The organism is Pseudomonas sp. P4_D7 (assembly GCF_056401755.1).
Genome location: NZ_JBFUIR010000004.1, coordinates 181011 through 206874, shown reverse-complemented (window position 1 = coordinate 206874; position 25864 = coordinate 181011). Strand labels below are relative to the sequence as shown.

Genomic DNA, 25864 nt, shown 5'->3' with positions numbered 1-25864 from the left:
GTGCTGAGCACGTCCTGTGAGTTGCTGCTGGCGAATCCGTCGCTTGATGCCCGCTCGACGGCGCAAGTCAGCCGGATTGCCCGGGCCAGCCACGAGATGCGCCAATTGGTCGAAACCTTTCTGATGCTGGCGCGCAAACCCGAAGAAGTCCGCGTGCAGTCCACCTGCACACTGAAGGAAATTGCCGATGCGCAGACAGAGGTGTGGGGCCGCTTGATCCGCGAAAAAGGCCTGGAGTTTGTCTACGATCCGCAGCACGCCGGCGCCGGACGCTTCAACTTGACCTTTCTGCAATCAGTGATGGGCAACCTGTTGCGCAACGCCTGGCATTACACCGACCACGGTTTTGTGCGACTGACCTTGCAGGAAAACAGCTTCGTGGTCGAAGACAGCGGCATCGGTATCCCGGAAGAACAGCGCCATGCGATGTTCCAGCCCTTCGTGCGCGGTGACGAACAGCGCGGCGAAGGGCTCGGCTTGGGGCTTTCACTGGTGCAGCGGATCTGCAGCCATCAACAATGGCAGGTGAAACTCACCACCCGTGAGCCGAATGGCTGTCGCTTTACTGTGACGCTGATTCAGGACGCGGGCGGGCAGCCGCGCGGATTGCCGGCAGCCTGACTGATCGCCGCAGCCAGGCGTTTGACGTTGTTCTGCTGGGCCGTCACCAGCTCATCGATGCTCGGGCCTGAAGGTGTTTGCAAGGTCGAGCGGCAGGTCAGCAGGCCACTGTCGGTCGCCCCTGATGGACGCAGACGCCATTTGGCGTCGATCAAGGCGTACTGCCCCGGGATCGAATCGAAGCGCTGCACTTCGATGCGTACCGAGGTAGCGCCCTGGCCGCCGGTATTGCTCAATTGATCGCTCAGCGCACCGCGCAGCTCATCGGCAAGTGTCGCGCCCCACCAATCGGTTTCCAGAATCGCCAGGCCGCTGTTGCCTTGGCGGATAACGATTTGCGCGCGGTCGACCTGTGGCGGAACGCTGAGGGCTTCGATCGGAATCTGCGTGCCGCCGCCCTTGTTACTCAGTTGCACCGGGGTCAGGGTGTGAAAGCTGATCGGGTCGCTGCGGCAGGCGCCCAACAGCAACACGGCAGCGAGCACGGTGATCTTCAGCGGTAAAGCCATTGCGGTAGCTCCTGTGCTCAATTGCGTGGTGGCCCTTTCAGATCCAGCGGCGCGGCGTTATCGGGACGACCGCGAATCAGCGATTCCGGATGTCGGCCCAGGTAATCCGACAGCTCACGCAGCGAGCGCGACATGCGCCCGAGTTCGTCGAGGGTTTCCGTGAGTTTCTCGCGTTGTGGCGAATCTTCGGCCAGGGTCGAGCTAGCGGACTGCAAGGTCTTGCTGACGTCGGCAAGGGTGCTCTGCACGCCCGGCAGGGTCTTGGCGTTGAACTGGCTCAGGCCTTTGCGCAGCTCGACCAGATTGCTGTCGAGGTTACCGGCAATCCGTTCAACCGGCAGTTTGTTGAGCTTGTCGACCATCGCTTCGAGTTTTTCCTGCAACTGTTCGAGGCTGCCCGGAACGGTCGGTAGAACGACCGGACGAGCGCTTGGATCGAACGCGACTTTCTCCGCTTTCGGAAAGAAGTCCAGTGCCACGTACAACTGGCCGGTCAGCAGGTTGCCACTGCGGGCCTGGGCACGCAGGCCATTATCGACGAAAGTGCCCAGCAGGCGGATGCCAGCGGCTTCGTCGTTAGGGTCGTGCTTGAATTCGGTGAGCATCTTTTTGTAGGCCTGACCGAGACGCTGCGGGTAAATGACGATGCCGACATTAAGCGGGAAGGTGCGTTTTTTTGCATCGAAATCCAGGTTGATGCCCACGACCCGGCCGATTTCCATACCGAGGAACTCGACCGGCGCATCGACCTTGAGTCCGCGCAGCGACTGGTCGAATCGCAGCACCATGTATTGCGCCTTGCCGTTCGGCGGCGCGAGGGCACTCTGCTGGTCGGCGAACAGTTCGAAATCCTTGTCGTCAGCGGCGGCCACATCGTTGGGACTGTAATCCGGAGCGCGGAACGCAATACCGCCCACCAGCATCGTCGACAGCGATTCGGTCTTCACGGCAAAGCCGTTGGCACCGACATTGATGTCGATGCCGCTGGCATTCCAGAAGCGGGTATTTTCAGTGACAAACGCATCGTTCGGCGCGTGAATGAACACCTCGATATCCACCCCTTTGCCTTCGGGATTGAGGGCGTAGGTGACGACCTGGCCGACCGGAATCTTGCGGTAATAAACCGGTGAACCGATGTCCAGTGAACCGAGGTCCGACGCATGCAGCATGAAGCGCTTGCCGGGTTCGCCGTAGGTGATCGGCGGCGGATTTTCCAGGCCTTTGAAGTGTTTGGCGCGGTTGTCGGCCTGACCGATGTCGGCACCGATGTAGTCACCGGAAAGCAGGGTGTCGATACCCGAAACGCCACCGGCGCCAATGCGCGGGCGAACCACCCAGAACTGTGAGTCTTCGCGCGTGAAGGTTTCCGCCTGTTTGGACAGCTTGATGGTGGCGTCGACACTTTTCTGGTCGTTACTCAACTCGACGTCCGTCACCTGACCGATGACCACGTTGCGGTATTTGACCTCGGTCTTGTTGGCTGTCAGGCCGCTGCCGGTCTTGAAGTTGACGATGATCGTCGGCCCTTCCTGCATCACGTTGTGCACCACCAGCGAGATGCCCACGAGCACCGCCACAATCGGCACGATCCAGACGAGTGAAATGCTGAAACGGCGGGTTTTGACTGGGGCTTGGCCTGGTGCTCGCGGCTCGTCGGTGGCTGACGACTTCATCCATGTCCTCCTCGATTGATTGGGCACTGAGCGTCAGGAACGCCAAAGCACCTCATCAATATAGAAGTGCTTGGCGATAGAGCAAATGTGTATAGCTCACCTGCCGCGACCTGATCGTTCCCACGCTCTGGGTGGGAATGCAGCCCGTGACGCTCCGCGTCACTGGACGCAGAGCGTCCCTTGAGGCATTCCCACGCAGAGCGTGGGAACGATCAAAGCCGGGAACGATTAGATCGTGTCAGCGCGGTTTGTGCTGTCAGCCGAGCATTTCCCGCAGGCGATACCAGAACATCCCCAGTGCCAGCAGCGGCGAGCGCAGGGCCGGGCCGCCGGGGAAGGTCATGTGCGGCACGCCGCTGAACACGTCCATGCCTTGGCTGTGACCGGCATGAATTGCCTCGCCGAGCAGTTTCGCGCACCAGTGCGTGACGTTCAGGCCATGGCCGGAATAACCCTGCGCATAGAACACGTTCGGGTGCTGCTTGAGCCGGCCGACCTGCGGAAAGCGGTTGGCGGTGATGCCAATCTTCCCACCCCACTGGTAATCGATGCGCACGTCGGCCAGTTGCGGGAAGACCTTGAGCATCTTCGGGCGCATGTAAGCGGCGATGTCCGCCGGATCGCGCCCGGAATAGTGGCAGGCACCGCCGAACAGCAGGCGCCGGTCCGCCGAGAGCCGGTAGTAATCGAGGCCGACTTTCTGGTCGCACACCGCCAGATTGTGCGGGATCAGTTGCGCGGCGCGTTCTTCGGACAATGGCTCAGTGGCGATGATGTAACTGCCGGCGGGCAGGACTTTGCCACTGAGTTGTTGTTCGAGGTCGTCCAGATGCGCGTTGCAGCCGAGCACCAGACTGCCGGCACGCACTGAGCCCTTGGCGCAACGCACCTGCACGGTCGGGCCGTGGATGATTTCCAGCACTTCACTCTGCTCGAAAATTCGCACGCCGAGTGACGCCGCCAGTCGCGCTTCGCCCTGCACCAGATCCAGCGGGTGCAGGTGCCCGGAACCCATGTCGACCAGTCCGCCGGCATAGATGTCGGAATTCACCACTTTCTGGCGGATCTGCTCCGGGCCGATCAGACGGGTTTCGTGGGCATAACCGAGTTCGGCGAGGTCGACCAGCTCATCCTTGAAGGCCGCGAACTGCGCCGGGGTATTGGCCAGATCGCAGAAGCCCCAGCGCAGATCACATTCGATGCCGTTGTCGCCGATGCGCTGACGCACCAGTTCCACCGAATCGATGCCGGCGCGCTGCAAATAACGCACGCCTTCCTGGCCGACATATTTGGCGAAGCCTGCAACTTCATGACCGATCCCGCGAATCAACTGACCGCCGTTGCGCCCGCTGGCGCCCCAACCGACACGCCGGGCTTCGATCAACACCACCGACAATCCGCGCTGAGCCAGCTCAATGGCGGTGTTGACCCCGGTGAACCCGCCGCCGATCACGCAGACATCGGCCGTCAGGTCAGCGTCCAATACCGGATAAGGTGTGGTCGCCCGCGCCGAAGCAGCGTAGTAGGAGCGAGCGTGTTCCTGGGTGTACTGATTCATTTGTTCGACTTCACTTTGCTCCAGGACCGAGTCATCAGACGCATGATCGCTTGAGGCGGGGTGGTAGAGATGTAGAGCTTGTCGAGGACTTCTTGAGGCGGATACACCTCAGGATTGTTGACCAGCGCCTGATCCATATATTGCTTGGCGGCCGGGTTCGGGTTGGCGTAACCCACCGAAGCGCTGACTTTGGCGATCACTTGCGGATCGAGCAGGTAATTGATGAAGGCGTGGGCTTCTTTGGTGTTGCTCGCATCGGCGGGGATGGCCAACAGATCAAACCAGAGGTTGGCGCCTTCCTTCGGAATGGCGTAAGCGATGTTCACGCCGTTCTTGGCTTCCTTGGCCCGGTTGGCGGCCTGGAATACGTCGCCGGAGTAACCGAAGGCCACGCAGATGTCACCGTTGGCCAGATCCGACACGTATTTCGAGGAATGGAAATAGGTGATGTACGGACGGATGCTGAGCAGCTTCGCTTCAGCCTTTTTATAGTCTTCCGGGTTTTCGCTGCGCGGGTCCAGGCCCATGTAATTGAGCATCGCCGGGAAGACTTCGTCGGCGGAGTCCATCATCGACACGCCGCACTGGGTGAGTTTTTTCAGGTTCTCGGGTTCGAACAGCACGGCCCAGGAATCGATGTGGTCGATGCCCAGCACTTGCTTGACCTTGTCGACGTTGTAGCCGATGCCGTTGGTGCCCCACAGGTACGGCACCGAGTGCTGGTTGCCTGGATCGTTTTTCTCCAACAGCTCGAGCAGTTTCGGGTCGAGGTTTTTCCAGTTCGGCAGTTGCGAACGGTCGAGTTTGAGGAACGCGCCAGCCTTCACCTGACGCGCGAGGAAGTGGTTGGACGGCACTACTACGTCATAGCCGGTGCGACCGGCGAGCAGTTTGCCTTCGAGGGTTTCGTTGGAGTCGAAAACGTCGTAGATCACCTTGATCCCGGATTTGCTCTGGAAGTCGGCGAGGGTGGTTTCGCCGATGTAGTCGGTCCAGTTGTAGACGCTGACAGTCGGCTGGGCGTGAGCTACAGCGCTAAACAGCACGCTCAGGGCAACCGGGAGTACGGATTTCAACAGACGCATTTCGACACCTCTTCTTATAATGATCGTTCCCACGCTCTGCGTGGGAATGCCTCAACGGACGCTCCGCGTTCGGCTTTGGATGGGACGCGGAGCGTCCCGGGCTGCATTCCCACGCAGAGCGTGGGAACGATCGACACAGGGGATCTTTTGGCTTTGCTCAGACGCTCAGCATCAGAAACTCACGCTCCCACGAACTGATCACGCGCTTGAAGTTTTCATGCTCGGCACGTTTCACCGCGACGTAGCCACGGACAAACTTGTCGCCCAGGTACTGCGCAACGGTCTCGCACTCTTCCATTTGCGTCAGCGCTTCCTCGATGGTGATCGGCAGGCGCAGGTTGCGGCGCTCGTAAGCACGGCCATGGACCGCAGCGCTCGGTTCGATGCCTTCAACCATGCCGATGTAACCGCAGAGCAAACTCGCGGCAATCGCCAGGTACGGGTTGGCATCGGCGCCCGGCAGACGGTTTTCCACGCGCATGGCTTCCGGGCTAGACGTTGGCACACGCAGGCCGACGGTGCGGTTTTCTTCGCCCCATTCGACGTTGACCGGCGCCGAGGTGTCCGGCAGGAAGCGGCGGAACGAGTTGACGTTCGGCGCGAACATCGGCAGCACTTTCGGGATGTATTTCTGCAAACCGCCGATGTAGTGCAGAAACAGTTCGCTCATCTGCCCGTCAGCGTTAGCAAAGATCGGTTTGCCCGTGGCAATGTCTACCACGCTCTGGTGAATGTGCATGGCGCTGCCAGGCTCGTCGCCGATCGGCTTGGCCATGAACGTCGCCGCAACGTTGTGCTTGAGCGCTGCCTCACGCATGGTGCGCTTGAACACGGTGATCTGGTCGGCCAGATCCAGTGCGTCGCCATGACGGAAGTTGATTTCCATCTGCGCCGGGCCGTCTTCGTGGATCAGCGTGTCGAGGTCCAGGCCTTGCAGTTCGCACCAGTCGTAGACGTCTTCGAATAAGGGATCGAATTCGTTGGCGGCGTCGATGGAGAACGACTGACGACCGCTTTCAGCACGGCCCGAGCGGCCGAGCGGTGCCTTCAGTGGCAAGTCCGGGTCTTCGCAGCGTTGGGTCAGGTAGAACTCCATTTCCGGCGCCACAATCGGCTTCCAGCCTTTGTCGGTGTAAAGCTGCAAGACTTTCTTCAACACGTTGCGCGGCGACAGTTCGATCGGGTTGCCAAACTTGTCGAAGGTGTCGTGGATGACGATGGCGGTCGGCTCGATCGCCCACGGAATCACGTAGACCGCGTCAGCCACGGGCTTGCAGACCATGTCGATATCGGCAGGATCGAGCAGGTCGTAGTAGATGTCGTCGTCGACAAAATCCCCGGTTACCGTTTGCAGCAGCACACTTTCCGGCAGGCGCATGCCTCGCTCATGCAGGAACTTGTTGGTCGGTGCGATCTTGCCGCGGGCAATGCCGGTCAGGTCGCTGACCACACATTCGACTTCGGTAATCTTGTGATCTTTCAGCCACGTGAACAGCTGATCGAAAGGGGCATTCATAAAGACCTCGTTATTGGTTTTATAGACGCCGGGGAGGGCGGGTTTCATCTTCCGCCCCTTCCCCTGTGGCGCGTTGACGACTATCTTGGGCGAGCCTTACAGTTCCATCTATCCACTTTAAGCAGCACCAAAGCGCACCAAAAGAGTGCGCAAGGTCACCCCATGACAACGTGCAATTCGCTCCAGGTTCAAGCGTTCAACACCGCCGATGTGGCCGAGCAAGTCCGCGCCACACCGGGCTGGGTCCAGCATTACCAACAAATGTCGCCGGGCCATTTCGCCGGGCAGATCCGCTATCTGGATCTGCAGGGTGTCGAGGTCTACGAAGAGCAGATGAACACCCGCGTCGAGCAGAACTTCAGCGCGCCATCGGGTGCTTTGGCGTTCTGTTTCGATCGCAGTGACAACGCGCTGTATCTGCTCAATGAAGAGAGCCGCAACATCTGGATCACCCCGGAGAACTACCAGGAAATCGCCGTGGTGTTCGGTCCGGAGTTTGTCCGTCAGCACGGTCTGAATGTGGCGAAACTCGAAGGGTTGTTCATGACGCAACTCAATTGCGGACAGAACGCTTTGTTCAGTCGCTGGTTAAGCTCAACTCTCACGAAGTTGTCGCAAGCTGTTGATCTACTTGATAAAGAGTCGCTGACGCAGCAGCTACTTGAAGACTGTCTGTTCATCCTCGACAACGCTCACACCAGCCTCGATCGCGGCGGATTACAGCGGCGTAGCGAAGAGCGGATGATCATGAAACGGGTGGGGGAGTGGGCGGCGGATTCGCCGGAAGACACCGTCAATCTGCTTGAGCTGTCACACGTGGCAGGCGTGCCGTTGCGCCAATTGCAGCAGGCATTCAAGGCCTACACCGGGATGACCCCGAGTCACTGGCTGCGCCTGCGCCGGTTGAACAGTGCACACCGCGAATTGCTCAAGCGCCGGCCAACGGAGACCACCGTGGCCGAGGTGGCGATGCACTGGTCGTTCTGGCATTTGGGAAGGTTTTCCAGCAGTTACCGGGCATTGTTCAAGGAGTTGCCGAGCGAGACCTTGAAGCGCTCATGAAAGCTGTCGCGGTTAAAAAGGCTTTGTCTCGGCGCTGAAGTTAAATAGAATCACTCTCATTTGAAACTGGCTTCGCGCAGGACTCTTGAGATGACTGAAGCAGCGACGCCATCGCCGCAGCACCTGCACGAACTGTATCGCGATCACCGAGGCTGGCTGGAAACCTGGCTGCGGCGGCGCATGGGCAACGCGTGGGATGCGGCGGACCTGAGCCAGGACACGTTCTTGCGCGTGCTGTGCAGCGCTCAGCCGATTGCCGACATGCGCGAACCGCGCGCGTATTTGCTGACCGTGGGCAAACGCCTTCTGAGCAATTTCTACACCCGCCGCAGCCTGGAAAAGGCCTATCTCGAAGCCCTCGCGCAGTTGCCCGAAGAATGCGTGCCGTCGCCCGAACAACGTTGGCTGCTGCTGGAAACCCTGCAAGCGCTGGATGAACTGCTCGATGGTTTGCCCCGAGCTGTGCGCCGGGCGTTTCTGTGGAGCCAGCTCGAAGGTCTGGGTTATCGCGAAATCGCCGAGCGCCTACAGGTCTCCGAACGCAGCATAAAACGTTATATGGCACAGGCTTACGAGCATTGCTTGATGTTGGATCTATGATGCGTGTCGCGCCCAGCAACGAAGCGCGCGAAGTCGCCCGTGCCGCCGCACAGTGGTTGGCATTGCTCGAATCCGGCGAGGCCAGTGAAGCCGATCACGTGCGACTGAAGCACTGGCGCGACAGCGATAACCGCCATGAAAACGCCTGGCAGAAGCTTCAATTGTTGCGTCAGCGCTTTTCCAGTCTGCCAGCAGAATTGGCCATGGCCACACTCGATCGCCCGGATCTGGCGCGGCGGGCAGCTCTGAAAAGGGCGCTGGGTCTGGCGGCGCTGGTGCCGACGGCGTGGTTGATCGGTCGCCAGTTGCCGCTCGACGTCTGGCGCGCGGATTTGCAGACTTCCACCGGCGAACACACGCGAACACGGCTGGCCGACGGCAGCACCTTGCAACTGAACACCGCCAGTGCGGTGAACCTCGATCTGGCCAGCCGTCAGTTGACGTTGGTGCGCGGCGAAATGGCGCTCAACGTTCCGGGTAGCACGGCGTTGACGGTCAACGCGCCGTACAGTCGGATCATTGTCAGCCGCAGCGAAATCTGCGTGCGCCTCAACCAGCGTGACTGCAACGTGTCGGTGGTCAGCGGCTCGGCGCAATTGCAGCCGTTGCGCGGGCCGGCACTTTGGTTGAGCGCCGGGCAACAGGTCAATCTGCACGCTTCCGGCGCCGGGCCGGTCGCGCTGTTCGACGCCAAAATGCCGGGCTGGCGTGACGGTGTGTTGATGGCGCAAAACCAGCCGTTGGGGGATTTTCTTCGCGAGTTGAGCCGTTATCGCTCGGGGCTTCTGCGCTGGGAGCCGGGACTTGAACGTCTACGTGTCACCGGCAGTTTCCGTCTCGACGACACCGATAAAGTGCTGGCGCTGCTGGCGGCGAGCCTGCCGTTGGAGGTGCATTCGCGCACGCGTTTCTGGGTAACGCTGACGCCGCGAAAAAATTTCGTCTGAAGCCTGTCCCTTTTTTTCGCCTCGCTGGTCATTCCAGGCAAGTGAACAAATCGAGAGCGTCTTCCAATGCCCGCAGTATTTCCAAGTCGTTTGCGTCCGTTGTTGCAGTTGAGCCTTTTGCTGAGCCTGAGTGCCAGCCCCGTGTTGATCCAGACCAGTTGTGCCGAAGACGCCCGGCGCAGCTATCAGGTGCCGGCTGGCAGCCTGAGTGCAGCGTTGACAAGATTTGCCGGTTTGGCCGGGGTCAATCTGTCGGTCGATCCGGCACTGGTGAGTGGCCGCAACAGCAACGGTTTGTCCGGCGAATTCGCTGTGGAGGAGGGGTTTGCTCGCTTGTTGCTGGGTTCCGGTCTGCAACTGCAACCGCTGGGCGAGCAGGCCTACACACTGATTCCAGCCGCCGAGGGCAGCAGCCTGCAACTGGCGCCGACGTCGATTCTCGGTGCCACCGGTTCCAGCGATGCCGATGTGTTTGCCGGCGGCCAGGTCGCGCGTCGCGGTTCACAGGGTTTGCTGGGGTCGAAAGACTTCATGGAAACCCCGTTCAGCATGACCACCTACACCAGCGAGACGGTGAAAAACCAACAGGCCCGTACGCTGGGCGATCTGATCGCCAGCGACCCGTCGGTGCGCGCGACCAACCCGGCCGGTGGCCGTTACGAGCAATTCACTATCCGTGGTTTCAGTCTGTTCAACAGCGACGTGGCCTATAACGGCCTCTACGGTGTTTTGCCGACTTACACGATCGACATGGAAATGGCCGATCGCGTCGACATTCTCAAAGGCCCGAGCCAACTCATCAACGGCATCTCGCCACGGGGTAGCGTGGGCGGGGGCATCAACGTGGTGCCCAAGCGTGCCACCGACAAGCCAATCACCTCGTTGACGGCCAATTATGCGTCGAACAATCAGGTTGGCGGCGCGGTGGATGTCGGCCGGCGGTTCGGTGAGGACAATCAGTTCGGCTTGCGTTTCAACGGCGTCAAGCAGTCCGGTGATACCGAGTGGGATCATCAAAGTGTCGACCGCGACATGGCCGTGCTCGGCCTGGATTTTCGCGGTGAGCGCTTGCGACTTTCGACCGATATCGGCCACACCGAACGCGATACCGACGCGCCGCAGGAGCGCGTGCAGGTCGCGGCCAATGCCAAGGTTCCGAGCGCGAACAAGGTGCATCGCAACTACGCGCAACCGTGGACTCAGGCGAAAACCGAGGACACCTTCGGCACGTTCAACGCCGAGTTCGACGTCAATGATTCGGTGATGCTGTACGGCGGCGTCGGCGCGCGCAAAAGTAATCATGACTTCTTGCGCCACGCCGTTTCCGTCACCAACGATGCCGGCGATTTCAGCGTACTGCCGCGCGACTTCACCCGCGACGAGAATGTCCGTACCGCAACGGCCGGCGTGCGCAACTGGTTCCATACCGGGCCGGTGAGCCATGAAGTCAATCTGGCCGCCAGCTACTTCTACATGGATTTCGAGAACGGCGGCGCGCGTTACACCGCAGGGCGCAGCAACCTGTACGACCCGGTGCAAACCGCGAAACCCGGCACGCCGACGCGCTACGACGCCAAGGTCTACACGGAAAACCGCTTCAGCGGCGTGGCGCTGTCCGACACCCTGGGCTTTTTCGACGATCGATTGCTGCTGACCTTCGGCGCTCGCTGGCAACGAGTGAAAGTCGATGACTGGAGCGATGACGTCAAAGGCGACACGGCTTACGACGAAGAAAAGGTTTCGCCCTCGGGCGGGATTCTGTTCAAGGCGACTGACAAGCTGTCGCTCTACGCCAACTACATGGAAGGCCTGAGCCAAGGCAAGATTGCGCCGTCAACGTCAGTGAACGAAGACGAAATCTTCCCGCCGTTTATCAGCCGTCAGGTCGAGATCGGTGCCAAGTACGACGCCGGTTCGTATGCGTTAACGGCAGCAGTATTCAGGATCAAGCAACCCGCCTATGAAACCAACGCCACGACCCGGGTCTTCGGCCCGAACGGCAAACGACAGAACAACGGCGTGGAGCTGAGCATGTTTGGCGAACCGCTCAAAGGCCTTCGGTTGCTCGGCGGCGTGATGTACATCGACAGCGAGCTGACCCACACCACCAACGGCACGTTCGACGGCAATCGCGCGCCGGCCACGCCGAAATACAACGTCAATCTCGGCGCCGAGTGGGACGTGCCGACGGTGCAGGGCCTGACGTTGAGCGGGCGCGGCATTTATTCCAGCTCGCAGTATCTGGATCAGTCGAACAACAAGGAAATCGACTCCTGGGAGCGCTTTGACGTGGGTACGCGGTACGCCTTCAAGGTCGATGAGAAAACCATCACCCTGCGCGCCAACGTCGAGAACGTGCTGGATAAACGCTACTGGAGTTCAGCAGGCGCTTCGGATGACAGTGAACCGGGGTTGACGTTGTCGACACCGAGAACTTATCTGCTTTCAGCGACGGTGGATTTCTGATTCCACTCGGTAAATCAAAAGCGTGCTCTCAGCGAGCTGACCCACTCTTACAGTGATGTCCTGACCACCAATGGACAGTCAACTCGCTGGGTTCCCGAAAGCTCCAGGGTCTCGATCAGATGCCGTGCAGCCTGGCGCCCAATGTCGTAGTACGGCAGTTGCACGGTGGTCAGCGGCGGGATGAACAACTCGGCAATGCCGATCATGTTGTCGTAGCCGAGGACGGCGACATCGTCGGGAATTTTCAGGCCACTCCCCAACAACAACTGATAGGCACAAAAGGCAATGCGGTCGTTGCCACAGATCAAAATATCGAATTGGGGGCGACCATCAATGACATGCCGGTCGAGGATAGCGGCTGTTTCACCATAGGCATCATGATCGGAAAGGTCGTATTGCAGGAGCGTGTCCGGCGCCAGTCCGAATGCCTGACAGGCACGCTGCAGGCCTTTTTGTCGCAGCCCCCATGCCAGACTCTGTTTCGGCAGATTGATACACAGCGGACGCTTGTAGCCGAGGCTCAACGCGTGGTGTACGGCGCGATACTGGCCCATTTCGTCGTCGGGTACATAGCTGACGAGGCTGCTGTCATCTGCCAGACAATTGGCGAGCACCAGAGGCTTGCTCTTCAAGCGCTCGGGAATGCTGACCTGGCGAAACCCCATGGCGCTGAAGATCAAGCCATCCGGACGGTGCGACAGCATCAGATCGATGTTCTGGTCGGTGGGCGGGTTGCTTAGCAGGTTGAGGATAAAGACATTCCAACCGGCCTGTTGCGCGGTCTGCTCAATGGACAGCAGCAGCTCGACCGCGAAGGGCGTGGTCGCAGTGTCCAGCGCGAACACACCGATGGTTCGCGACTGGAGGTTGTCACCGCGCATCTTGCGCGCTGACAGGCTGGGTACGAATTGCAGTTCATCAATGGCTCGACGCACCCGTAGAAGGGTTTCGGGGCTCAGTTTTTCCGGACTATTGAGCGCTCGAGACACCGTCATCAGGGACACGCCGGCCAGCTGTGCAACGTCTTTCACTGAAGTCATGCGAAGTGCGGCCGGTCAGGTTGACGCAGAATCATGACACAGGGCCCGGGCTTCTCGCGACCCGAATGACGCCGCTCATGACCATCCCGAACCCAGAGGCCATGCCTTGGCAATCGAGACGCGCCCGCCACTCCCGCTGGCCACAAGCTTCACGCCCAGACTGTCGGAACGCGGATAGAGGCGACTGCTGAGGCTGAAGCGGCCGTTTTCGTCGAATACCTCGATGGATGAGCGATCAAGAAACACGCGCAGTTCCAAGCGCTCTTGTGTCGGGTCTATCGCCACGCTGCGCTGGCCTGTGACTTGCGCACCCGAGCGGCTGCGATCAAGCACCAGGCGCTGCAGTGACGGATCATAGTAGAGCAGGGTTTCTTCGCGGCCATCGTCGCTGCAACGGAGGGCGACTCCCAAGTGGCCGTCAGTGCAGCCGAGCAGATCCAGATGCACATGGATTTCCAGCATGTCGCCGTTTACCTCCGGCACCCAGCGGGCTCCCGATGCTTCCCACCAAGGCGTACCCGGCAATGGCGCCATTCGCAGCGCGCTGAGCTCGCGTGCCGGATACACGCGAAGGCGATCGGCGCACAGTTCCAGTTCGCGGGGCAATCCGAGCATGCCGCACCAGTGATGGGCCTGGCTCGGCATCGGGCTTTCCCACATGTCCAGCCATGCCCATACGAGGCGCCGACCATCGGCGGCCAACAGCGTTTGCGCTGCATAGAAATCGTGGCCGTTATCCAGCTCGATAAAAGGCCCGCCGGTGAAGTGCCACTGGTTGTCGAGCTGGCCCACTCGATAACCGCTCTGGTATTTGTTGAGCCGGTCATAACCGTCGGCTTGCATGCCTTGCGGAGAGTACAGCAGCACATCGCGTCCATTCAGGCGAAACAGGTCCGGGCATTCCCACATATAGCCATCGCCCTCGCTACCGCCGGACACATAGTCGAGGAATTCCCAGACGTGCAGATCCGTGGAGCGGTACAGCGGCAGTAGCGGTCTGTCGCCCAGACGTGCGCCGGCAATCAGGTACCAATAGCCATCTTGCTGCCAGACCTTGGGGTCGCGGAAATGCATGATGGCGTCTTGCGGCGCGCTGTTGATCACTGCGCCGTGTTTGACGAAGCGGATGCCGTCGTTGCTGGTTGCCAGGCACTGAACCTGTCGGATCAAGCGCTCGTCACCCACTTCGCCCAGCCATATGTGCCCGGTGTAGATCAGGGCCAGGGTATCGCCACAGACCACGGCGCTACCGGAAAAACAGCCGTCGCGGTCGCACTCATCGCCGGGTGCCAGCGCAATGGGCAGGTGCTGCCAATGAACCAGATCGGCACTCTTGGCATGGCCCCAATACATCGGCCCCCATTTCGCGTCGAAGGGATGATGCTGATAGAACACGTGATACTCGCCACTGAAGTACACGACCCCGTTGGGGTCGTTCATCCAGCCTGCCGGCGGGGCAATATGGTAACCGGGTCGATAATCCTCAATGACGCGGGACTGGTTGTCAGCCAGTGCGCGCTGCGCAAGGTCAAGGGTCGAAGACATGGGGTCGCTCGGGGTATTCAAAGACAAGGTCATAGGGCGTGTGCTCGGATTGAGCGTAGAGAGAGGTCATCCGATACGGATTCAATTGCGTGCGGGTGGCGCTTCAATGCCGTGCCGTCGGCATCGAACAGGTGGATCTTGTCGATGTCCAGTTGCAGTTCAACCCGATCGCCTGCCTGCCATCCGGCGTTGACTTCACAACGACAGATCAATGGCTCGTCCTGCCCGGTATCCAGGTGCACATAGGTTTCACTGCCCAGGTATTCGACCCCGGTCACGACGATGCCAGCGCTTCCCGGCGCCGCTTTGAGTGACAGGTGTTCCGGGCGAACGCCCAGGCTCAGCGAGGCATCTGCCGCCAGGTTCGAGCTGTCGAAGGGCAGGGTGGTCATCCCCAAAACCGGAGTATCAACCAGGCTGGTTTCGCCCGGCGCACGCAGGCGGGTCGGCAGGAAATTCATTCTCGGCGAACCGAGAAAACCGGCGACAAAGCGGCTGGCCGGGCGCTCGTAGAGTTCGCGCGGTGAGCCGACCTGCTCGACGTGACCGCCATTGAGCACAACAATTTTGTCGGCCAGGGTCATCGCTTCGACCTGATCGTGGGTGACGTAGATCATGGTTGAGCGCAGACGCGCATGCAGCCGCGCAATTTCGTTGCGCATCTGCACCCGCAAAGACGCATCCAGGTTGGACAGCGGCTCATCGAACAACAAAATGTCCGGTTCCCGCGCCATGGCTCTGCCCATGGCTACACGCTGACGCTGCCCCCCGGACAGTTCTTTTGGCTTGCGTTGCAGCAGTTTGTCCAATTGCAGGATTTGCGCAGTTTTCAACACCCGCTCGCGCAGGCTGCTCTTTTCAGTTTTGGCCAGTTTGAGACCAAAACTGATGTTGTCGTAGACGCTCATGTGTGGGTACAGCGCATAGGACTGAAACACCATGCCGACGCCACGTTCGCGCGGTTCGAGGTCGTTGACCCGGCGCCCGTCGATCTGCAGGTCGCCGGCGCAGATCGAATCCAGTCCGGCGATCAGCCGCAGCAGCGTCGACTTTCCGCAGCCCGAAGGACCGACGAACACCACGAATTCACCCGCAGCGATCTCCAGGTTGATGTCGCGAAGAATCCGCGCGCCGCCCAATTGTTTGTTGACGTTGTCCAGTTTCAATTTCATCACGAAGCGGTTCCTTGTATTTATTGGGCATCAACCCTTTAACGCGCCGGCAGTGAGACCGGAAACGATTCGGCGCTGGAAGATCAGCACCAGAATCACCAATGGGACGGTGACCAACACCGAGGCGGCCATCAACAAGCCCCAAGGCAACTCATGGGGGCTGCCGCCGGAAATCAAGGCGATGGCCACCGGCACCGTGCGTTGGCTGTCGGTGAGGGTGAACGTCAGGGCAAACAGAAACTCGTTCCACGCGGCGATGAAGGCCAACAAGCCAGTCGTGACGAGGGCTGGCCAGAGCAGCGGCAACAGCACGCGGGTCAGCGTCACCCACGGGGACGCACCATCCATGATTGCCGCTTCCTCCAGTTCATGGGGCAGTTGGCCCATAAAGGTGGTCAGTACCCAGACGGTGAAGGGCAGGGTGAAAATCGTGTAGCTGAGGATCAGCGCCCACGACGTGTTGTATAGACCCAAGGCGCGGATCACTTCGAACAGTCCCGACAGCACCGCGACCTGGGGAAACATCGACACGCCAAGGACCATCATCAACACCGTGCCACGCCCACGGAATTTGACCCGGCCCAAGGCATAGGCAGCGGTCAGGCTGAGGAACAGCGCCAATGTGACCACGCACAGCGCAACCACCAGCGAATTACCGATTGCTCGCAGGAATGAGGCCTGGTGGAGGACCGCCGCGTAATTGGAGAAGTCAGGATTTTCGATCCAGTAGCTCACCTCGAACAAGGCGCTGGAGGGCTTCAGCGATGTCACGATGGCGTAGTAGAACGGGAAAACCGCATACAGCAGCAACACCCCGATCAGGCACCAGAATCCGAGGCGCAACAGCGCTTTTTTCAGTAGGCGCGGGCTCATGCGCGGACCTCCAGTTGACGGCGTCCGAGGTAGAGGTAAAGCATGGCGATCACTGCGACCACGAGAAACAACAGCGTCGACGCCGCGCTGCCGTAACCGACGTCCTGAAACTCCACCAGGTGCTGACGGGCATACACCGACATGCTCATGGTGCTCGACGAGTTCGAGGTCAGCACATAGATGACGTCGAATACCCGCAGCGAATCGAGGATGCGAAAGATCGCCGCGACCAGCAGTGCAGGCATCAACAGTGGCAGGGTGACACGCCAGAACACCTTCAGCGGATGAATGCCATCGACCCTGGCCGCTTCGTAGCAATCGCTCGGCAACATCTGCAAGGCCGCCAGCATCAGCAGCGTGACGAAGGGCACGGTCTTCCAGACATCAACGATGATCACCGCCCACATCGACAGGTCGGCATCTGCCGTCCAGGCCAGGGGAGCATCAATCAGGCCGAGGCTGAGCATCAGGTGATTGATGATGCCGAACTGGTCGTTGAGCATCCATGACCAGATCTTCGCCGAGACAATCGTTGGAATCGCCCACGGAATCAGAATCAACGCCCGCACCAGAGAACGGCCGGTGAACTTGATGTTCAGCAGCAACGCCACCAACAACCCCAGCACGACCTCCAGTCCCACCGAGACCACCGTGAAATACAACGTGTTGCGCACCGCATTCCACCACTGTGGATCGACGAGGATGCCCGACCAGCCGGAATCGCTGAACAACAGATAATTGCTCAAGCCTATGAAGGTTGCGCCACCGGTGTCTGCCAGGCTGGCGTCGGTCAGGCTGAACCAGAATGTGCGCAGCAGCGGCCACGCGGCCACCAGGGCCAGGCAGACCAGCATTGGCGTCAGAAACAGCCAGGCAGCGCGCACCCGGCGCCGTTGTACAGGCGTTTCCCTCGTGAGCAGAAGCTCGTCAAAGGGGGCATGGGTCGTAGAGACAGACATGGTGATTTCCTTCCTTGTGGCTTACCAGTTCCGGCGTTTGATACGCGTGAGTTCACTTTCCAGTTCGGCCAGTGCCTGATCCACGGGCAACTCGCCCGCCAGCACGCCATGCACCCGATCGAAGAAGGCATTGGAAACCCGTGGATAACGATCGGCGGTGATGGCGGCGGGGCGCATGACCCCAGCGTTGAGAATGCTGTGCAACTGAGCGTAATAAGGCATGGCCGCGAGCAACTCGGGATCTTGATACAGCGACTCGATCACCGGGTTATAGCCGCCTGTCAGGGCGCGATGTTTTTGCTCTTGGGCACTGGTCAGGTAGCTCACCAGTTCTGCGGCAAGTTTGGGATGAGCGCTGTAACGCGATACCGCCAGGCCCCAGCCACCAAGGGTGGAGGCATGCTCGCCGGTTTCGCCGCCGCGGGGCAGGGGAGCGACGCCGACCTTGTCTTTTACGGCACTGTCCTGGCTTTGCACCAGGGCCCAGACATAAGGCCAGTTACGCATGAATAGCGCATTGCCCGACTGGAATACACCACGTCCTTCTTCCTCTGTGTAATTGAGCACGCCACGCGGGGAGATATCTCCGACCCAGCTTTTCGCCAGCGTTAACGCCGCTCTCGAGGCCTGACTGTTGACCACGATGTCGCCGCGTTGATTGATCAGGCCGCCTTGCGGTTGGCTGCTGATCCACTCCAGCGCATTGCACGTCAGCCCCTCGTAGGCACGTCCCTGAAAGATGTAACCCCAGGCATTGGCGTTCCCGGCGTTGCGTTCAGCCTGTTGCACATCCCTGGCGGTAGCGGTCATTTCCTCCCACGTTTGAGGAACCTGTTTGTTGTATTTCTCAAGCAAGTCCTTGCGGTAATACAGCAGCCCTGAGTCGGTGAACCACGGCATCGTCACCAGCCGGTCGTTGACCGTGGCGTTATCGACCTGGGCCTGGAAGTAGCCGTGGGTCGCGTTGGCGGGAAGCACCTCACGCAGATCCAGCAGGTGTTTGGCCAGCATCCCCGGCCACACCATGTCGATTTGAATGATGTCGATGTCGGTGGACTGCGCACTGAGGATCTGCTGGTAGAACGACAACCTCTCGGTCGCCGAGTTAGGCGTGGAGACCACCTCGACGTTGTTGCCGGTCTGTTTCGACCATGTCTCGACGGCTTCTTTGCACAGTTGCAACTCCGCACCCACGGCACCGCAAGAGATCGTCAGATCGGTTGCGTTCGACACGGATGGCAGTGCGGCAGACAGGGTGATCAATGCAACGGGCAGGAGCGATTTCAGGTGTTTCATCGAGCGTCCTTTATTTTTGTTTTTAGAAAAGTTAACGTTAACATCGCCAAATGTAGCAGCGTATTTGCGATGAGGCATCCTTTTTTTCGTCGATTGCGACAACTCGCAACGCACGTAAAAAACGGCCGTTTGCGTCAACCAACAATAAAAACAAAACAGGGATTTCATATGCACAAAGCAACAGGCTGGCTACTGGCAGGTGTGCTCGGCACATCCGCAGCGACCGCTCAGGCCGCGACACTGGAAGAGCGCATGGCCGCACTTGAGGCGCGTGCCAGCGCAGCGGAAAAGCGTGCAGCCACGGCCGAACAGCAGACCCAGGCACTTGCCCGGGAATTGCAGCAGGTCAAACGCGCGGCGCCGCCCTTGCAACCCGTCGCCTCTAACGCAACAGCCATTTCGGCACCTGCTCTGGACACCCGACTGGCAAAACTCGAAGCCCGTCAGCAAAGCCTGGAGAAGGAGGGCAGTACCGCGAACCTCACCGATGGGTTCAGCTTCAACGGCTATGCGCGCTCCGGGTTGCTGGTCGACGAGGGGCTGGGTGGCGGGCGTGGCGGCCCTTATACAACGCCGGCCGGTTCGGTGGGCGGGGCAGTCGGGCGACTCGGTAACGAGGACGACACCTACATGCGTATCGACCTGTCGAAAGAGGTCTATGCGCAAAACGGTACCCGTTCCAAATTCACCGTCTCTATCGCCGACGGTGTGGAAAGCTCCAATGACTGGACGGCCGACGAAAGCAAACTGAACGTGCGCCAAGTGTTCGCCACGCTCGACCATGTCGCTGCATTCAAAGGCAATTCAGTCTTCGAGAACGCTACGCTGTGGGCAGGCAAGCGGTTCGATAGAGATAATTTCGATATCCACTGGCTGGACTCGGACGTCGTTTACCTGGCCGGCACCGGCGGTGGAATTTACGATGTGCAGATGAACAAGCATTGGCGCTCGAATTACTCGTTGATTGGGCGTAGCTACGGGGATTTCAGTCAGGGCGGTATCAATGCCGATGTGGAAAGCTACATCCTGACCTCCAACCAGTTCTTCGAGGATGGCCAGTGGCAGTGGATGTACAACGCCATCGGCGCCAAGAAAAACGACTTCGGCACCCACACCAACAAAGCCGGTTTGACGCCTGCGGATAGCGGTTTGCACAGCATGCTGGCCAATCACCAGAAAACCTTTTTCGGCAGGGAAGGGTTCTTCAAAACGGCGCTGCTCTATGGGCAAGGCCTGGGGGCAGAGGTCAAGAACGTTGGCTCGGACGGTGAACTGATCGACGACGCCCGCGCGCTGCGTCTGGCGCTTTACGGTGAGACCCCGCTGACCTCTGACTGGCGCATCGGGCCCAGCTTGCTGGCTGAACAGAGCAAGGATAGATACGTTAAAGGTGACGACTACCGCTGGCTGACCCTCAACGTGCGATTGGCCAACAAAATCAACAGCAACTTCGAAATGGCCTACGAAATGAGCTGGCAAACCATGAACCTCGACCCCAAGGGCTATCTACAACGTAATGCGGTCGATGGTAACTTCTGGAAGTTCACGGTCGCCCCGACATTCAAACTCGACGTCGGCGATCTACTCACGCGTCCGGAGTTGCGAGTGTTCGCCAGCTACATGAACTGGTCTTCGGATCTGGACAGGTTCAGTACTAACGACTCCTTTGGCATGTCCGACTTCCAGGCGGGAGGGGTGTGGCAATACGGTATCCAGATGGAAACCTGGTTTTAATCGTTGAACGCACTTGCGATAGTGCAGTGCTGGAGCGGCAAAGGATGCTCCAGGCTAATGATGTCGTTTCTTCCCAGGATGGATGATTACCCAATGCTCAAGTTCAATGCTCATCTCGGTTTCCAATTCAATGAATTGCCTTTCCTGCAGCGCATCGAAGCCGCCGCAGCCGCCGGTTTCCGGGCAGTTGAGTTCCCGTCACCGTATGAATTCGACGCCAGTCTGCTTGCCGACCATCTAGCCCAATACGGTTTGCCGTTGATTCAATTCGCCGCCCCGGCTGGCGTTACCAAAGGCATCGCCGCGTTACAGGGCAGGGGAGAGGAGTTTCGTGACGGGTTGCTCCAGGCCGCCCGCTACGCAAAGACCTTGGCGTGTACGGATGTCCACATCATGTCGGGCGTTACCACGCAGAATGACGCTGAGCGAACCTACGCGGGCAACCTGGAATATGCGGTGAAGTACTTGGAAGACCAGGGGCTGCGGCCGCTGATCGAAGTGATCAGCGCGGAGGCGATGCCGGGCTATTACATGTCTGACTTCAGCAAGGCGCAACAGGTACTCGAGACCTTCCCGAGTGTCGGGCTGATTCTTGATCTTTACCATGCGCAGCTTTTGACTGGAGACGCAGCGGATGTGCTGGCGCGGTTTTATGACAGAACCGTGCATATGCAAATTGCCGATTGCCCGGGGCGTCACGAGCCGGGAACGGGGAATATCGACTTTGCTGCCTTGTTCGCGGCGCTGGAGCAGCGCGGCTACGCCGGATGGATCGGGTGTGAATACCGTCCTTCTGGCTCTACCGTTGCGAGTCTTGACTGGATCAAGCAGCTGAGTGCTTAGGTTCCAGACAAAAATCTTTGAGTCGCTGATATGGGGACAATCGCCGCCATCAAAGGCAGAAGCCCTTGATGGCCGAGCGAGAAGAATTCATCGATATCGGCCTGACGCTGGCGGGTAGGGGGGATTTAATGCCTGATGCGGTTTTTGTAAGTCGAACTGTTTTGTTCGGAGATTGTGATCCGGCAGGGGTGGTTTACACCCCGCGATTCTCATATTTTGCTGTAGAGGCCATTGGGGTAGCACTCGACAGATGGGTAGGGGGGCCGGGGCTTAGAGCAATGATGAGTTTTAATATATTGCCGCCGGTGCGTGCGATGTCGATCGAGTTGCTGGCTCCGCTGACGTGGGATGACGAAATGACTATTAAAGTTGGCGTGGCCAGGTTAGGCGAGCATTCTTTTACTTTTTTGGTTGAGGGGTTTATCGGCGAAGGCGTGCTGGCATTTACCGCGAATGTCACACACGTTTGTGTCTCACCGGAAAGTAAAGAAGTTGTACCCATTCCAGCTCCGTTGCGAGCGCTTCTTTCATAGACGATCAGACAGTTCCTCACAACAAAGCGCAACACTGGGCTGGGATGCAAGATAAGCGTGGATCGATTGCAAGCGATTCATTGAAAGGACGAGGACGATGAACCGAACCAGTCATATTTGCCTGATGGCCAACTATAACGAATGGATGAACGCAAAGATTTATGAGGCAGCCAGAAGCCTGTCAGATGAAGAGCTCTCAGTGGATAGGAAAGCATTCTTTGGTTCAATTCTCGGGACGTTGAACCACGTGGTGGCCGGCGACACTGTCTGGCTAAATCGATTCGCCAAGCACCCTGCTAACTACTTGGCACTGGCACCGATTCAGCAGCTTCCTGCCCCCAAAAGCCTCGACCAGTTGCTTTTCTCGAATATCCGAGATCTTTCGGCACATCGAGTGTGGCTTGATCAGCAAATTGTAAAGTGGTCTGACTCCATTGCAGAGCCGGACATGGATGCCCCCCTCAATTACACAAGCATCAAAGGAATACCCGCTGACAGGAGCTTTTATGGCTTGGTCATGCATTTTTTCAACCATCAGACGCACCACCGCGGACAAGTGACAACGTTGCTTTCACAAGCGGGTGTCGACATAGGTGATACGGATCTGGTCGCCCTCATTCCGCTTACATAAAGGGGCAAGGCATCGTGCTCTACAATCGCTCATCCCAAGCATTGTTTGATGTAGCGTTCGGTCAGTTCGACCTTCTTCTAAAGGGTGAATCAGTACCTATCGCAACAACGTTTGGTGGCTTCCTCCGGTGGTGTCATGACTAAGATCAGGACGACTAAAGCAGTGGGGGGAGCGGAAATGGTTTTCCGGCGCTTGGTATCTCCGTAAACGATACCTCCCAACCAAACACGCGATTGGCGCATGGGTACACAGCTCGCTAAGGTCATGGTTCGTTTTTGATCCTGCCTGTAAACAGTGGCAAAAACGTCACCATCACCTTCAGCGGAACCCACATGCGATATCGACGCCTCGACCTTAATCTCTTGGTTGCGCTGGACGCCTTACTGAGCGAATGCAGCGTCAGCAGAGCGGCCGAGCGTCTGTGCCTGGGACAATCAGCGGCCAGTTCTGCTCTTGGCCGCTTGCGTGAACATTTCAACGACCCGTTACTGGTGCAAGTGGGGCGCCGCCTGGAACCCACGGCGCTGGGTCTGGAGTTGCTGCCAAAAGTGCGTGCAGCGTTGGCGCTGACCCGGGAGATCGTCGCCGCACCGCTGAACTTTGACCCGGCGAACTGCGACCGGCACATTACCCTCGTAGCCTCCGATTACGTCGCCGACGTGCTGCTTCCGGCGGTCAGCCATGCTTTGGCGCGTATCGCTCCGGGTATTCGCTTGAGCCTGCGTGACATGCCTGTGCCGCGTGACGGCGATGTCGTCAGCGAAGCGCTGGATTATCGGCGTAGTGATTGCGTGATCGTGCCGCAACGACGGCTGAATCCGGCCTATCCCCATGTGCCGCTCATGACTGACCAGCTCTGTTGTATCGTCTGCGCCCAACAGCCACAGTTTGCCGAGCAACTGAGCCTGGCCGACTTTTGCGGCGCGGCGCACGTGGTGCGCGAGTTTGCCAACGGGCAAAACCTGGCAATGGATGCCGTGCACCTGCATGAACTCGGCATTGAGCGGCGAGTGGCGGTGACCGTGGAAAGCTTTGTGCTGATGCCGCAATTCATTGTCGGTACCGCACGCATTGCCACGGTGTTTCAGCGACAGGCGCAACGCTTCGCCCATTGTTATCCGTTGCGCATTCACCCGGCACCGCTGGCGTTTCCCGAGGCCGTTCAAGTCTTGCAATGGCATCCCTATCAAGAACATGACCCGGTCATGCAGTGGTTTCGCGGCCTACTTCTGGAACAGGCCGCGTTGCTCGATCAACCCTCTGTTTGATCGCCGCTGTCGGCGACCAATCCGGCGTTGGCGATGGCCAGCAATGCGCAGCGTTCGTCATTGTCCGAGGTATCGCCACTGATGCCGATGGCCCCGAGAATCATGCCCTCGGCATTTCGAATCAGCACGCCGCCCGCTACCGGAATAACCTCGCCGCCGGTCAAACTGTTGATAGCGTCGAAAAACGCCGGCATGGCTTGCGCGCGCCGCGCGAGTTCACGTCCGCCAAACCCCATGCCCAGGCAACCGCGTGCCTTGCCGGTGGCGATTTGCGGGCGCAGGAAGGTGGCGTCTTCGTCGCGCAAAACCGCCAAGGGATGGGCGGCGGCATCCAGTACGGCGACGCCCAGCGGTTTGATCCCGGTTTCCCTAGCGATGCGGATGGCATCGCTGGCCATGTTCGTCGCAGTCAGTAGATCAAGTCGTTGCATGGCCTCTGTCCTCATACGGCCCACTTGCCCAGTTGGGCCACGCGGTCTCGGGTGTAAAGATCCGTCCATTTCAGCGAGTTGAAATCGGACACTTGCTTGGGGTTGTAGGGGCTGCGATCCATGCGTACCGGTTGGCCGGCCTTGTACACCGCTTTGAGGCGCGAACGATCCTGAAGGATGCGGATGTCATCCAGCGGTGAACCGTCGAGCACGAGGAAGTCTGCCTGCTTGCCCACCTGCAGCGAGCCGAGGGTTTCACCGCGCGGCATACAGCGCGCGCCGACAGCGGTTGCGGCGTATAAAGCTTCGGCTGGTGTGAAGCCGAGGCGGGTCACCAGCAACTCGAGTTCTCGGGCGTGCCATTCGCCGTAGGGCGTTACCGCAAACCCGCTATCACTGCCGCAGGCAAACGGTACGCCGGCCGCTTTGGCGCGTTTCAGCACCGCCGAACCGACCTCCAGTGTGCGCGCACAATAACCGGCATAGCCGGTGCTGATAGCCGGATCATGGGGCTGGCAGAAATCCACGGTGTTCTGCGGGAACGTCATGGTCGGGGCCAGGATGCTGCCGGCCTCGAGCAACGCTTCGATGCACGCGTCGTCCATGTAAAAGGCATGAAAGACCAGATCAACCCCCGCGCGCGCCGCATACATCACAGCTTCGCGACCGTAGGCATGCGTGGCGACTTTGCAGCCCAGACGGTGCGCTTCCTCGACCATTTCGAAGGTTTCGTCGGCAGTGAAGGCCGCGATGATTTCGCCATTGGGACGACGATGCGTGCCGTCCATGGCCATCTTGATCAGGTCGACGCCGTCCTTGGCCTGCTTGCGAATCTCCGCGAGGGCGTCGCTGCGGCTGGTGACCAATTGGGCGGTGAAGTATTCAGGAGCGCCGACCCGACTCGGGAACCAGTCATTGAGACTCTGGCGATTGGTGATGACGCGGCTGCTGGCTGCGATCCTCGGGCCTTCAAATAAACCGGCGGTGACGGCATTGCGCACGGCGATGCTGAGCTGGCCACTGTCGCCGGGGCAGACCATGCTGGTGACGCCGGCAGCCAGTACGTGTTGCGCGAAGAACATCCCGCGCAACGCGCGAAATTCGTCGCTGGTCCATAGATCAATGTCTTCTTCGCTTTGCGCGTTGCCGAAGGCCAGATGCGTGTGCACATCCACCAACCCCGGCATGACGAAATCATCCCCCGCATCCACCTGGGTATCGCCTGGCTTGGGAGCGGGTGCCAGTGCAGTAGGCCCGACGTAACTGAGCAGGCCGTTTTCGACGATCAATGTCTGTTGTTGGCGGGTTTGCAGTCCGGTGCCGTCGAACAGGGTCTGGCATTTCAGGTGCAGGGCAGTCATGGCGTCTTCGCTGTGTGATTGTTCTGCAAAGAGAGGCTAGAGAGCAGGCGAGGGCGCGACCAGCAGATTGCATCGATGGCTGAGTATTGACGGCGTCAATAGGTGCGCCAGCGCTAAATCCGTTAATGCAAAACGCCGGAG

Annotated in this window: 23 protein-coding genes; 10 read left to right on the top strand and 13 right to left on the bottom strand. The window is 59.3% G+C overall.

The window, feature by feature from the left end:
- A partial coding sequence (locus tag AC1DVF_RS05575; RefSeq protein WP_477782195.1) for a sensor histidine kinase occupies positions 1 to 621 on the top strand: 621 nt, incomplete at its 5' end.
- On the opposite strand, the gene AC1DVF_RS05570 is transcribed toward AC1DVF_RS05575, so the two are convergent.
- The 5 genes from AC1DVF_RS05570 to AC1DVF_RS05550 all read right to left on the bottom strand — a co-directional run bounded on the left by AC1DVF_RS05570 (position 579) and on the right by AC1DVF_RS05550 (position 6962).
- The gene (locus tag AC1DVF_RS05570; protein ID WP_175554290.1) at positions 579 to 1130 is read right to left on the bottom strand and encodes a PqiC family protein; all 552 of its coding nucleotides are present in this window, start codon (positions 1128 to 1130) and stop codon (positions 579 to 581) included. The genes AC1DVF_RS05575 and AC1DVF_RS05570 overlap by 43 nt on opposite strands.
- A 17-nt stretch (positions 1131 to 1147) precedes the next feature.
- Positions 1148 to 2803: a PqiB family protein gene (locus tag AC1DVF_RS05565; RefSeq protein WP_477782194.1), complete on the bottom strand. Its 1656-nt coding sequence runs from the start codon at positions 2801 to 2803 to the stop codon at positions 1148 to 1150.
- Positions 2804 to 3059: 256 nt separating this feature from the next.
- Complete coding sequence (locus AC1DVF_RS05560) at positions 3060 to 4361, bottom strand: NAD(P)/FAD-dependent oxidoreductase (RefSeq protein WP_477782193.1); 1302 nt, start codon at positions 4359 to 4361, stop codon at positions 3060 to 3062.
- Entirely contained in the window at positions 4358 to 5446 is a 1089-nt protein-coding gene (locus tag AC1DVF_RS05555) for a polyamine ABC transporter substrate-binding protein (protein WP_093432666.1), read from the bottom strand. Before AC1DVF_RS05555 ends, AC1DVF_RS05560 begins: the two co-directional genes overlap by 4 nt.
- Before the next feature lie 157 nt (positions 5447 to 5603).
- Positions 5604 to 6962: a glutamine synthetase family protein gene (locus AC1DVF_RS05550; protein ID WP_099759124.1), complete on the bottom strand. Its 1359-nt coding sequence runs from the start codon at positions 6960 to 6962 to the stop codon at positions 5604 to 5606.
- Positions 6963 to 7124: 162 nt separating this feature from the next.
- Between AC1DVF_RS05550 and AC1DVF_RS05545 the strand changes: the two genes are divergently transcribed.
- The 4 genes from AC1DVF_RS05545 (at position 7125) to AC1DVF_RS05530 (ending at position 12037) form a co-directional block, all read left to right on the top strand.
- Positions 7125 to 8024, top strand: coding sequence for a helix-turn-helix domain-containing protein (locus AC1DVF_RS05545; protein WP_194935055.1), 900 nt, complete (start codon positions 7125 to 7127; stop codon positions 8022 to 8024).
- Positions 8025 to 8114: 90 nt separating this feature from the next.
- Positions 8115 to 8624, top strand: coding sequence for a sigma-70 family RNA polymerase sigma factor (locus AC1DVF_RS05540; protein ID WP_477782192.1), 510 nt, complete (start codon positions 8115 to 8117; stop codon positions 8622 to 8624).
- A complete protein-coding gene (locus AC1DVF_RS05535; protein WP_477782191.1) occupies positions 8621 to 9571 on the top strand; it encodes a FecR domain-containing protein in 951 nt (316 codons plus the stop codon). Before AC1DVF_RS05540 ends, AC1DVF_RS05535 begins: the two co-directional genes overlap by 4 nt.
- A 66-nt stretch (positions 9572 to 9637) precedes the next feature.
- Positions 9638 to 12037, top strand: coding sequence for a TonB-dependent receptor (locus tag AC1DVF_RS05530; RefSeq protein ID WP_477782190.1), 2400 nt, complete (start codon positions 9638 to 9640; stop codon positions 12035 to 12037).
- A gap of 47 nt (positions 12038 to 12084) precedes the next feature.
- On the opposite strand, the gene AC1DVF_RS05525 is transcribed toward AC1DVF_RS05530, so the two are convergent.
- The 6 genes from AC1DVF_RS05525 to AC1DVF_RS05500 form a co-directional block, all read right to left on the bottom strand.
- Positions 12085 to 13077 carry a LacI family DNA-binding transcriptional regulator gene (locus tag AC1DVF_RS05525; protein ID WP_460090871.1) on the bottom strand — a complete coding sequence of 331 codons (993 nt, stop codon included), beginning with the start codon at positions 13075 to 13077 and terminating at the stop codon, positions 12085 to 12087.
- A 75-nt stretch (positions 13078 to 13152) separates the two neighbouring features.
- A complete protein-coding gene (locus AC1DVF_RS05520) occupies positions 13153 to 14622 on the bottom strand; it encodes a glycoside hydrolase family 32 protein (RefSeq protein ID WP_477782189.1) in 1470 nt (489 codons plus the stop codon).
- 29 nt (positions 14623 to 14651) lie between these two features.
- A complete protein-coding gene (locus tag AC1DVF_RS05515) occupies positions 14652 to 15797 on the bottom strand; it encodes an ABC transporter ATP-binding protein (protein WP_477782188.1) in 1146 nt (381 codons plus the stop codon).
- A gap of 27 nt (positions 15798 to 15824) precedes the next feature.
- Positions 15825 to 16667, bottom strand: a complete 843-nt coding sequence (locus tag AC1DVF_RS05510; protein WP_007910217.1) for a carbohydrate ABC transporter permease — start codon at positions 16665 to 16667, stop codon at positions 15825 to 15827.
- Positions 16664 to 17626: a carbohydrate ABC transporter permease gene (locus AC1DVF_RS05505; RefSeq protein ID WP_093432644.1), complete on the bottom strand. Its 963-nt coding sequence runs from the start codon at positions 17624 to 17626 to the stop codon at positions 16664 to 16666. Before AC1DVF_RS05505 ends, AC1DVF_RS05510 begins: the two co-directional genes overlap by 4 nt.
- A 21-nt stretch (positions 17627 to 17647) precedes the next feature.
- Positions 17648 to 18922, bottom strand: coding sequence for an ABC transporter substrate-binding protein (locus tag AC1DVF_RS05500; RefSeq protein ID WP_320336795.1), 1275 nt, complete (start codon positions 18920 to 18922; stop codon positions 17648 to 17650).
- Between the two features lie 168 nt (positions 18923 to 19090).
- Here AC1DVF_RS05500 and AC1DVF_RS05495 point away from each other — a divergent pair, with 168 nt between their 5' ends.
- The 5 genes from AC1DVF_RS05495 (at position 19091) to AC1DVF_RS05475 (ending at position 23931) form a co-directional block, all read left to right on the top strand.
- A complete protein-coding gene (locus tag AC1DVF_RS05495; RefSeq protein ID WP_320336794.1) occupies positions 19091 to 20656 on the top strand; it encodes a carbohydrate porin in 1566 nt (521 codons plus the stop codon).
- A 93-nt stretch (positions 20657 to 20749) separates the two neighbouring features.
- On the top strand, positions 20750 to 21499 hold the full coding sequence (locus AC1DVF_RS05490) for a hydroxypyruvate isomerase family protein (protein ID WP_477782187.1): 750 nt from the start codon (positions 20750 to 20752) through the stop codon (positions 21497 to 21499).
- Positions 21500 to 21627: 128 nt separating this feature from the next.
- Positions 21628 to 22032 (top strand): acyl-CoA thioesterase, encoded by a 405-nt coding sequence (locus AC1DVF_RS05485; RefSeq protein WP_477782201.1) that lies wholly within the window; start codon positions 21628 to 21630, stop codon positions 22030 to 22032.
- Positions 22033 to 22129: 97 nt separating this feature from the next.
- Complete coding sequence (locus tag AC1DVF_RS05480) at positions 22130 to 22663, top strand: DinB family protein (protein WP_427120137.1); 534 nt, start codon at positions 22130 to 22132, stop codon at positions 22661 to 22663.
- A gap of 332 nt (positions 22664 to 22995) precedes the next feature.
- Positions 22996 to 23931, top strand: coding sequence for a LysR family transcriptional regulator (locus tag AC1DVF_RS05475; protein ID WP_477782186.1), 936 nt, complete (start codon positions 22996 to 22998; stop codon positions 23929 to 23931).
- Here the strand turns inward: AC1DVF_RS05475 and AC1DVF_RS05470 are convergent.
- Together AC1DVF_RS05470 and AC1DVF_RS05465 are read right to left on the bottom strand one after the other, a co-directional pair.
- Entirely contained in the window at positions 23916 to 24362 is a 447-nt protein-coding gene (locus AC1DVF_RS05470; protein ID WP_477782185.1) for a GlcG/HbpS family heme-binding protein, read from the bottom strand. The two genes, AC1DVF_RS05475 and AC1DVF_RS05470, sit on opposite strands and share 16 nt — an antisense overlap.
- A gap of 11 nt (positions 24363 to 24373) precedes the next feature.
- Positions 24374 to 25723: a metal-dependent hydrolase family protein gene (locus tag AC1DVF_RS05465; protein WP_477782184.1), complete on the bottom strand. Its 1350-nt coding sequence runs from the start codon at positions 25721 to 25723 to the stop codon at positions 24374 to 24376.
- Positions 25724 to 25864 lie beyond the last annotated feature (141 nt).

Coding starts and splice junctions, on each gene's coding strand:
- AC1DVF_RS05560 (WP_477782193.1), bottom strand. CDS start 4,361: ATGAATCAGTACACCCAGGAACACGCTCGCTCCTACTACGCTGCTTCG.
- AC1DVF_RS05510 (WP_007910217.1), bottom strand. CDS start 16,667: ATGAGCCCGCGCCTACTGAAAAAAGCGCTGTTGCGCCTCGGATTCTGG.
- AC1DVF_RS05540 (WP_477782192.1), top strand. CDS start 8,115: ATGACTGAAGCAGCGACGCCATCGCCGCAGCACCTGCACGAACTGTAT.
- AC1DVF_RS05525 (WP_460090871.1), bottom strand. CDS start 13,077: ATGACTTCAGTGAAAGACGTTGCACAGCTGGCCGGCGTGTCCCTGATG.
- AC1DVF_RS05470 (WP_477782185.1), bottom strand. CDS start 24,362: ATGCAACGACTTGATCTACTGACTGCGACGAACATGGCCAGCGATGCC.
- AC1DVF_RS05490 (WP_477782187.1), top strand. CDS start 20,750: ATGCTCAAGTTCAATGCTCATCTCGGTTTCCAATTCAATGAATTGCCT.
- AC1DVF_RS05565 (WP_477782194.1), bottom strand. CDS start 2,803: ATGAAGTCGTCAGCCACCGACGAGCCGCGAGCACCAGGCCAAGCCCCA.
- AC1DVF_RS05505 (WP_093432644.1), bottom strand. CDS start 17,626: ATGTCTGTCTCTACGACCCATGCCCCCTTTGACGAGCTTCTGCTCACG.
- AC1DVF_RS05480 (WP_427120137.1), top strand. CDS start 22,130: ATGAACCGAACCAGTCATATTTGCCTGATGGCCAACTATAACGAATGG.
- AC1DVF_RS05520 (WP_477782189.1), bottom strand. CDS start 14,622: ATGTCTTCGACCCTTGACCTTGCGCAGCGCGCACTGGCTGACAACCAG.
- AC1DVF_RS05500 (WP_320336795.1), bottom strand. CDS start 18,922: ATGAAACACCTGAAATCGCTCCTGCCCGTTGCATTGATCACCCTGTCT.
- AC1DVF_RS05495 (WP_320336794.1), top strand. CDS start 19,091: ATGCACAAAGCAACAGGCTGGCTACTGGCAGGTGTGCTCGGCACATCC.
- AC1DVF_RS05485 (WP_477782201.1), top strand. CDS start 21,628: ATGCCTGATGCGGTTTTTGTAAGTCGAACTGTTTTGTTCGGAGATTGT.
- AC1DVF_RS05465 (WP_477782184.1), bottom strand. CDS start 25,723: ATGACTGCCCTGCACCTGAAATGCCAGACCCTGTTCGACGGCACCGGA.
- AC1DVF_RS05555 (WP_093432666.1), bottom strand. CDS start 5,446: ATGCGTCTGTTGAAATCCGTACTCCCGGTTGCCCTGAGCGTGCTGTTT.
- AC1DVF_RS05475 (WP_477782186.1), top strand. CDS start 22,996: ATGCGATATCGACGCCTCGACCTTAATCTCTTGGTTGCGCTGGACGCC.
- AC1DVF_RS05535 (WP_477782191.1), top strand. CDS start 8,621: ATGATGCGTGTCGCGCCCAGCAACGAAGCGCGCGAAGTCGCCCGTGCC.
- AC1DVF_RS05550 (WP_099759124.1), bottom strand. CDS start 6,962: ATGAATGCCCCTTTCGATCAGCTGTTCACGTGGCTGAAAGATCACAAG.
- AC1DVF_RS05530 (WP_477782190.1), top strand. CDS start 9,638: ATGCCCGCAGTATTTCCAAGTCGTTTGCGTCCGTTGTTGCAGTTGAGC.
- AC1DVF_RS05545 (WP_194935055.1), top strand. CDS start 7,125: ATGACAACGTGCAATTCGCTCCAGGTTCAAGCGTTCAACACCGCCGAT.
- AC1DVF_RS05570 (WP_175554290.1), bottom strand. CDS start 1,130: ATGGCTTTACCGCTGAAGATCACCGTGCTCGCTGCCGTGTTGCTGTTG.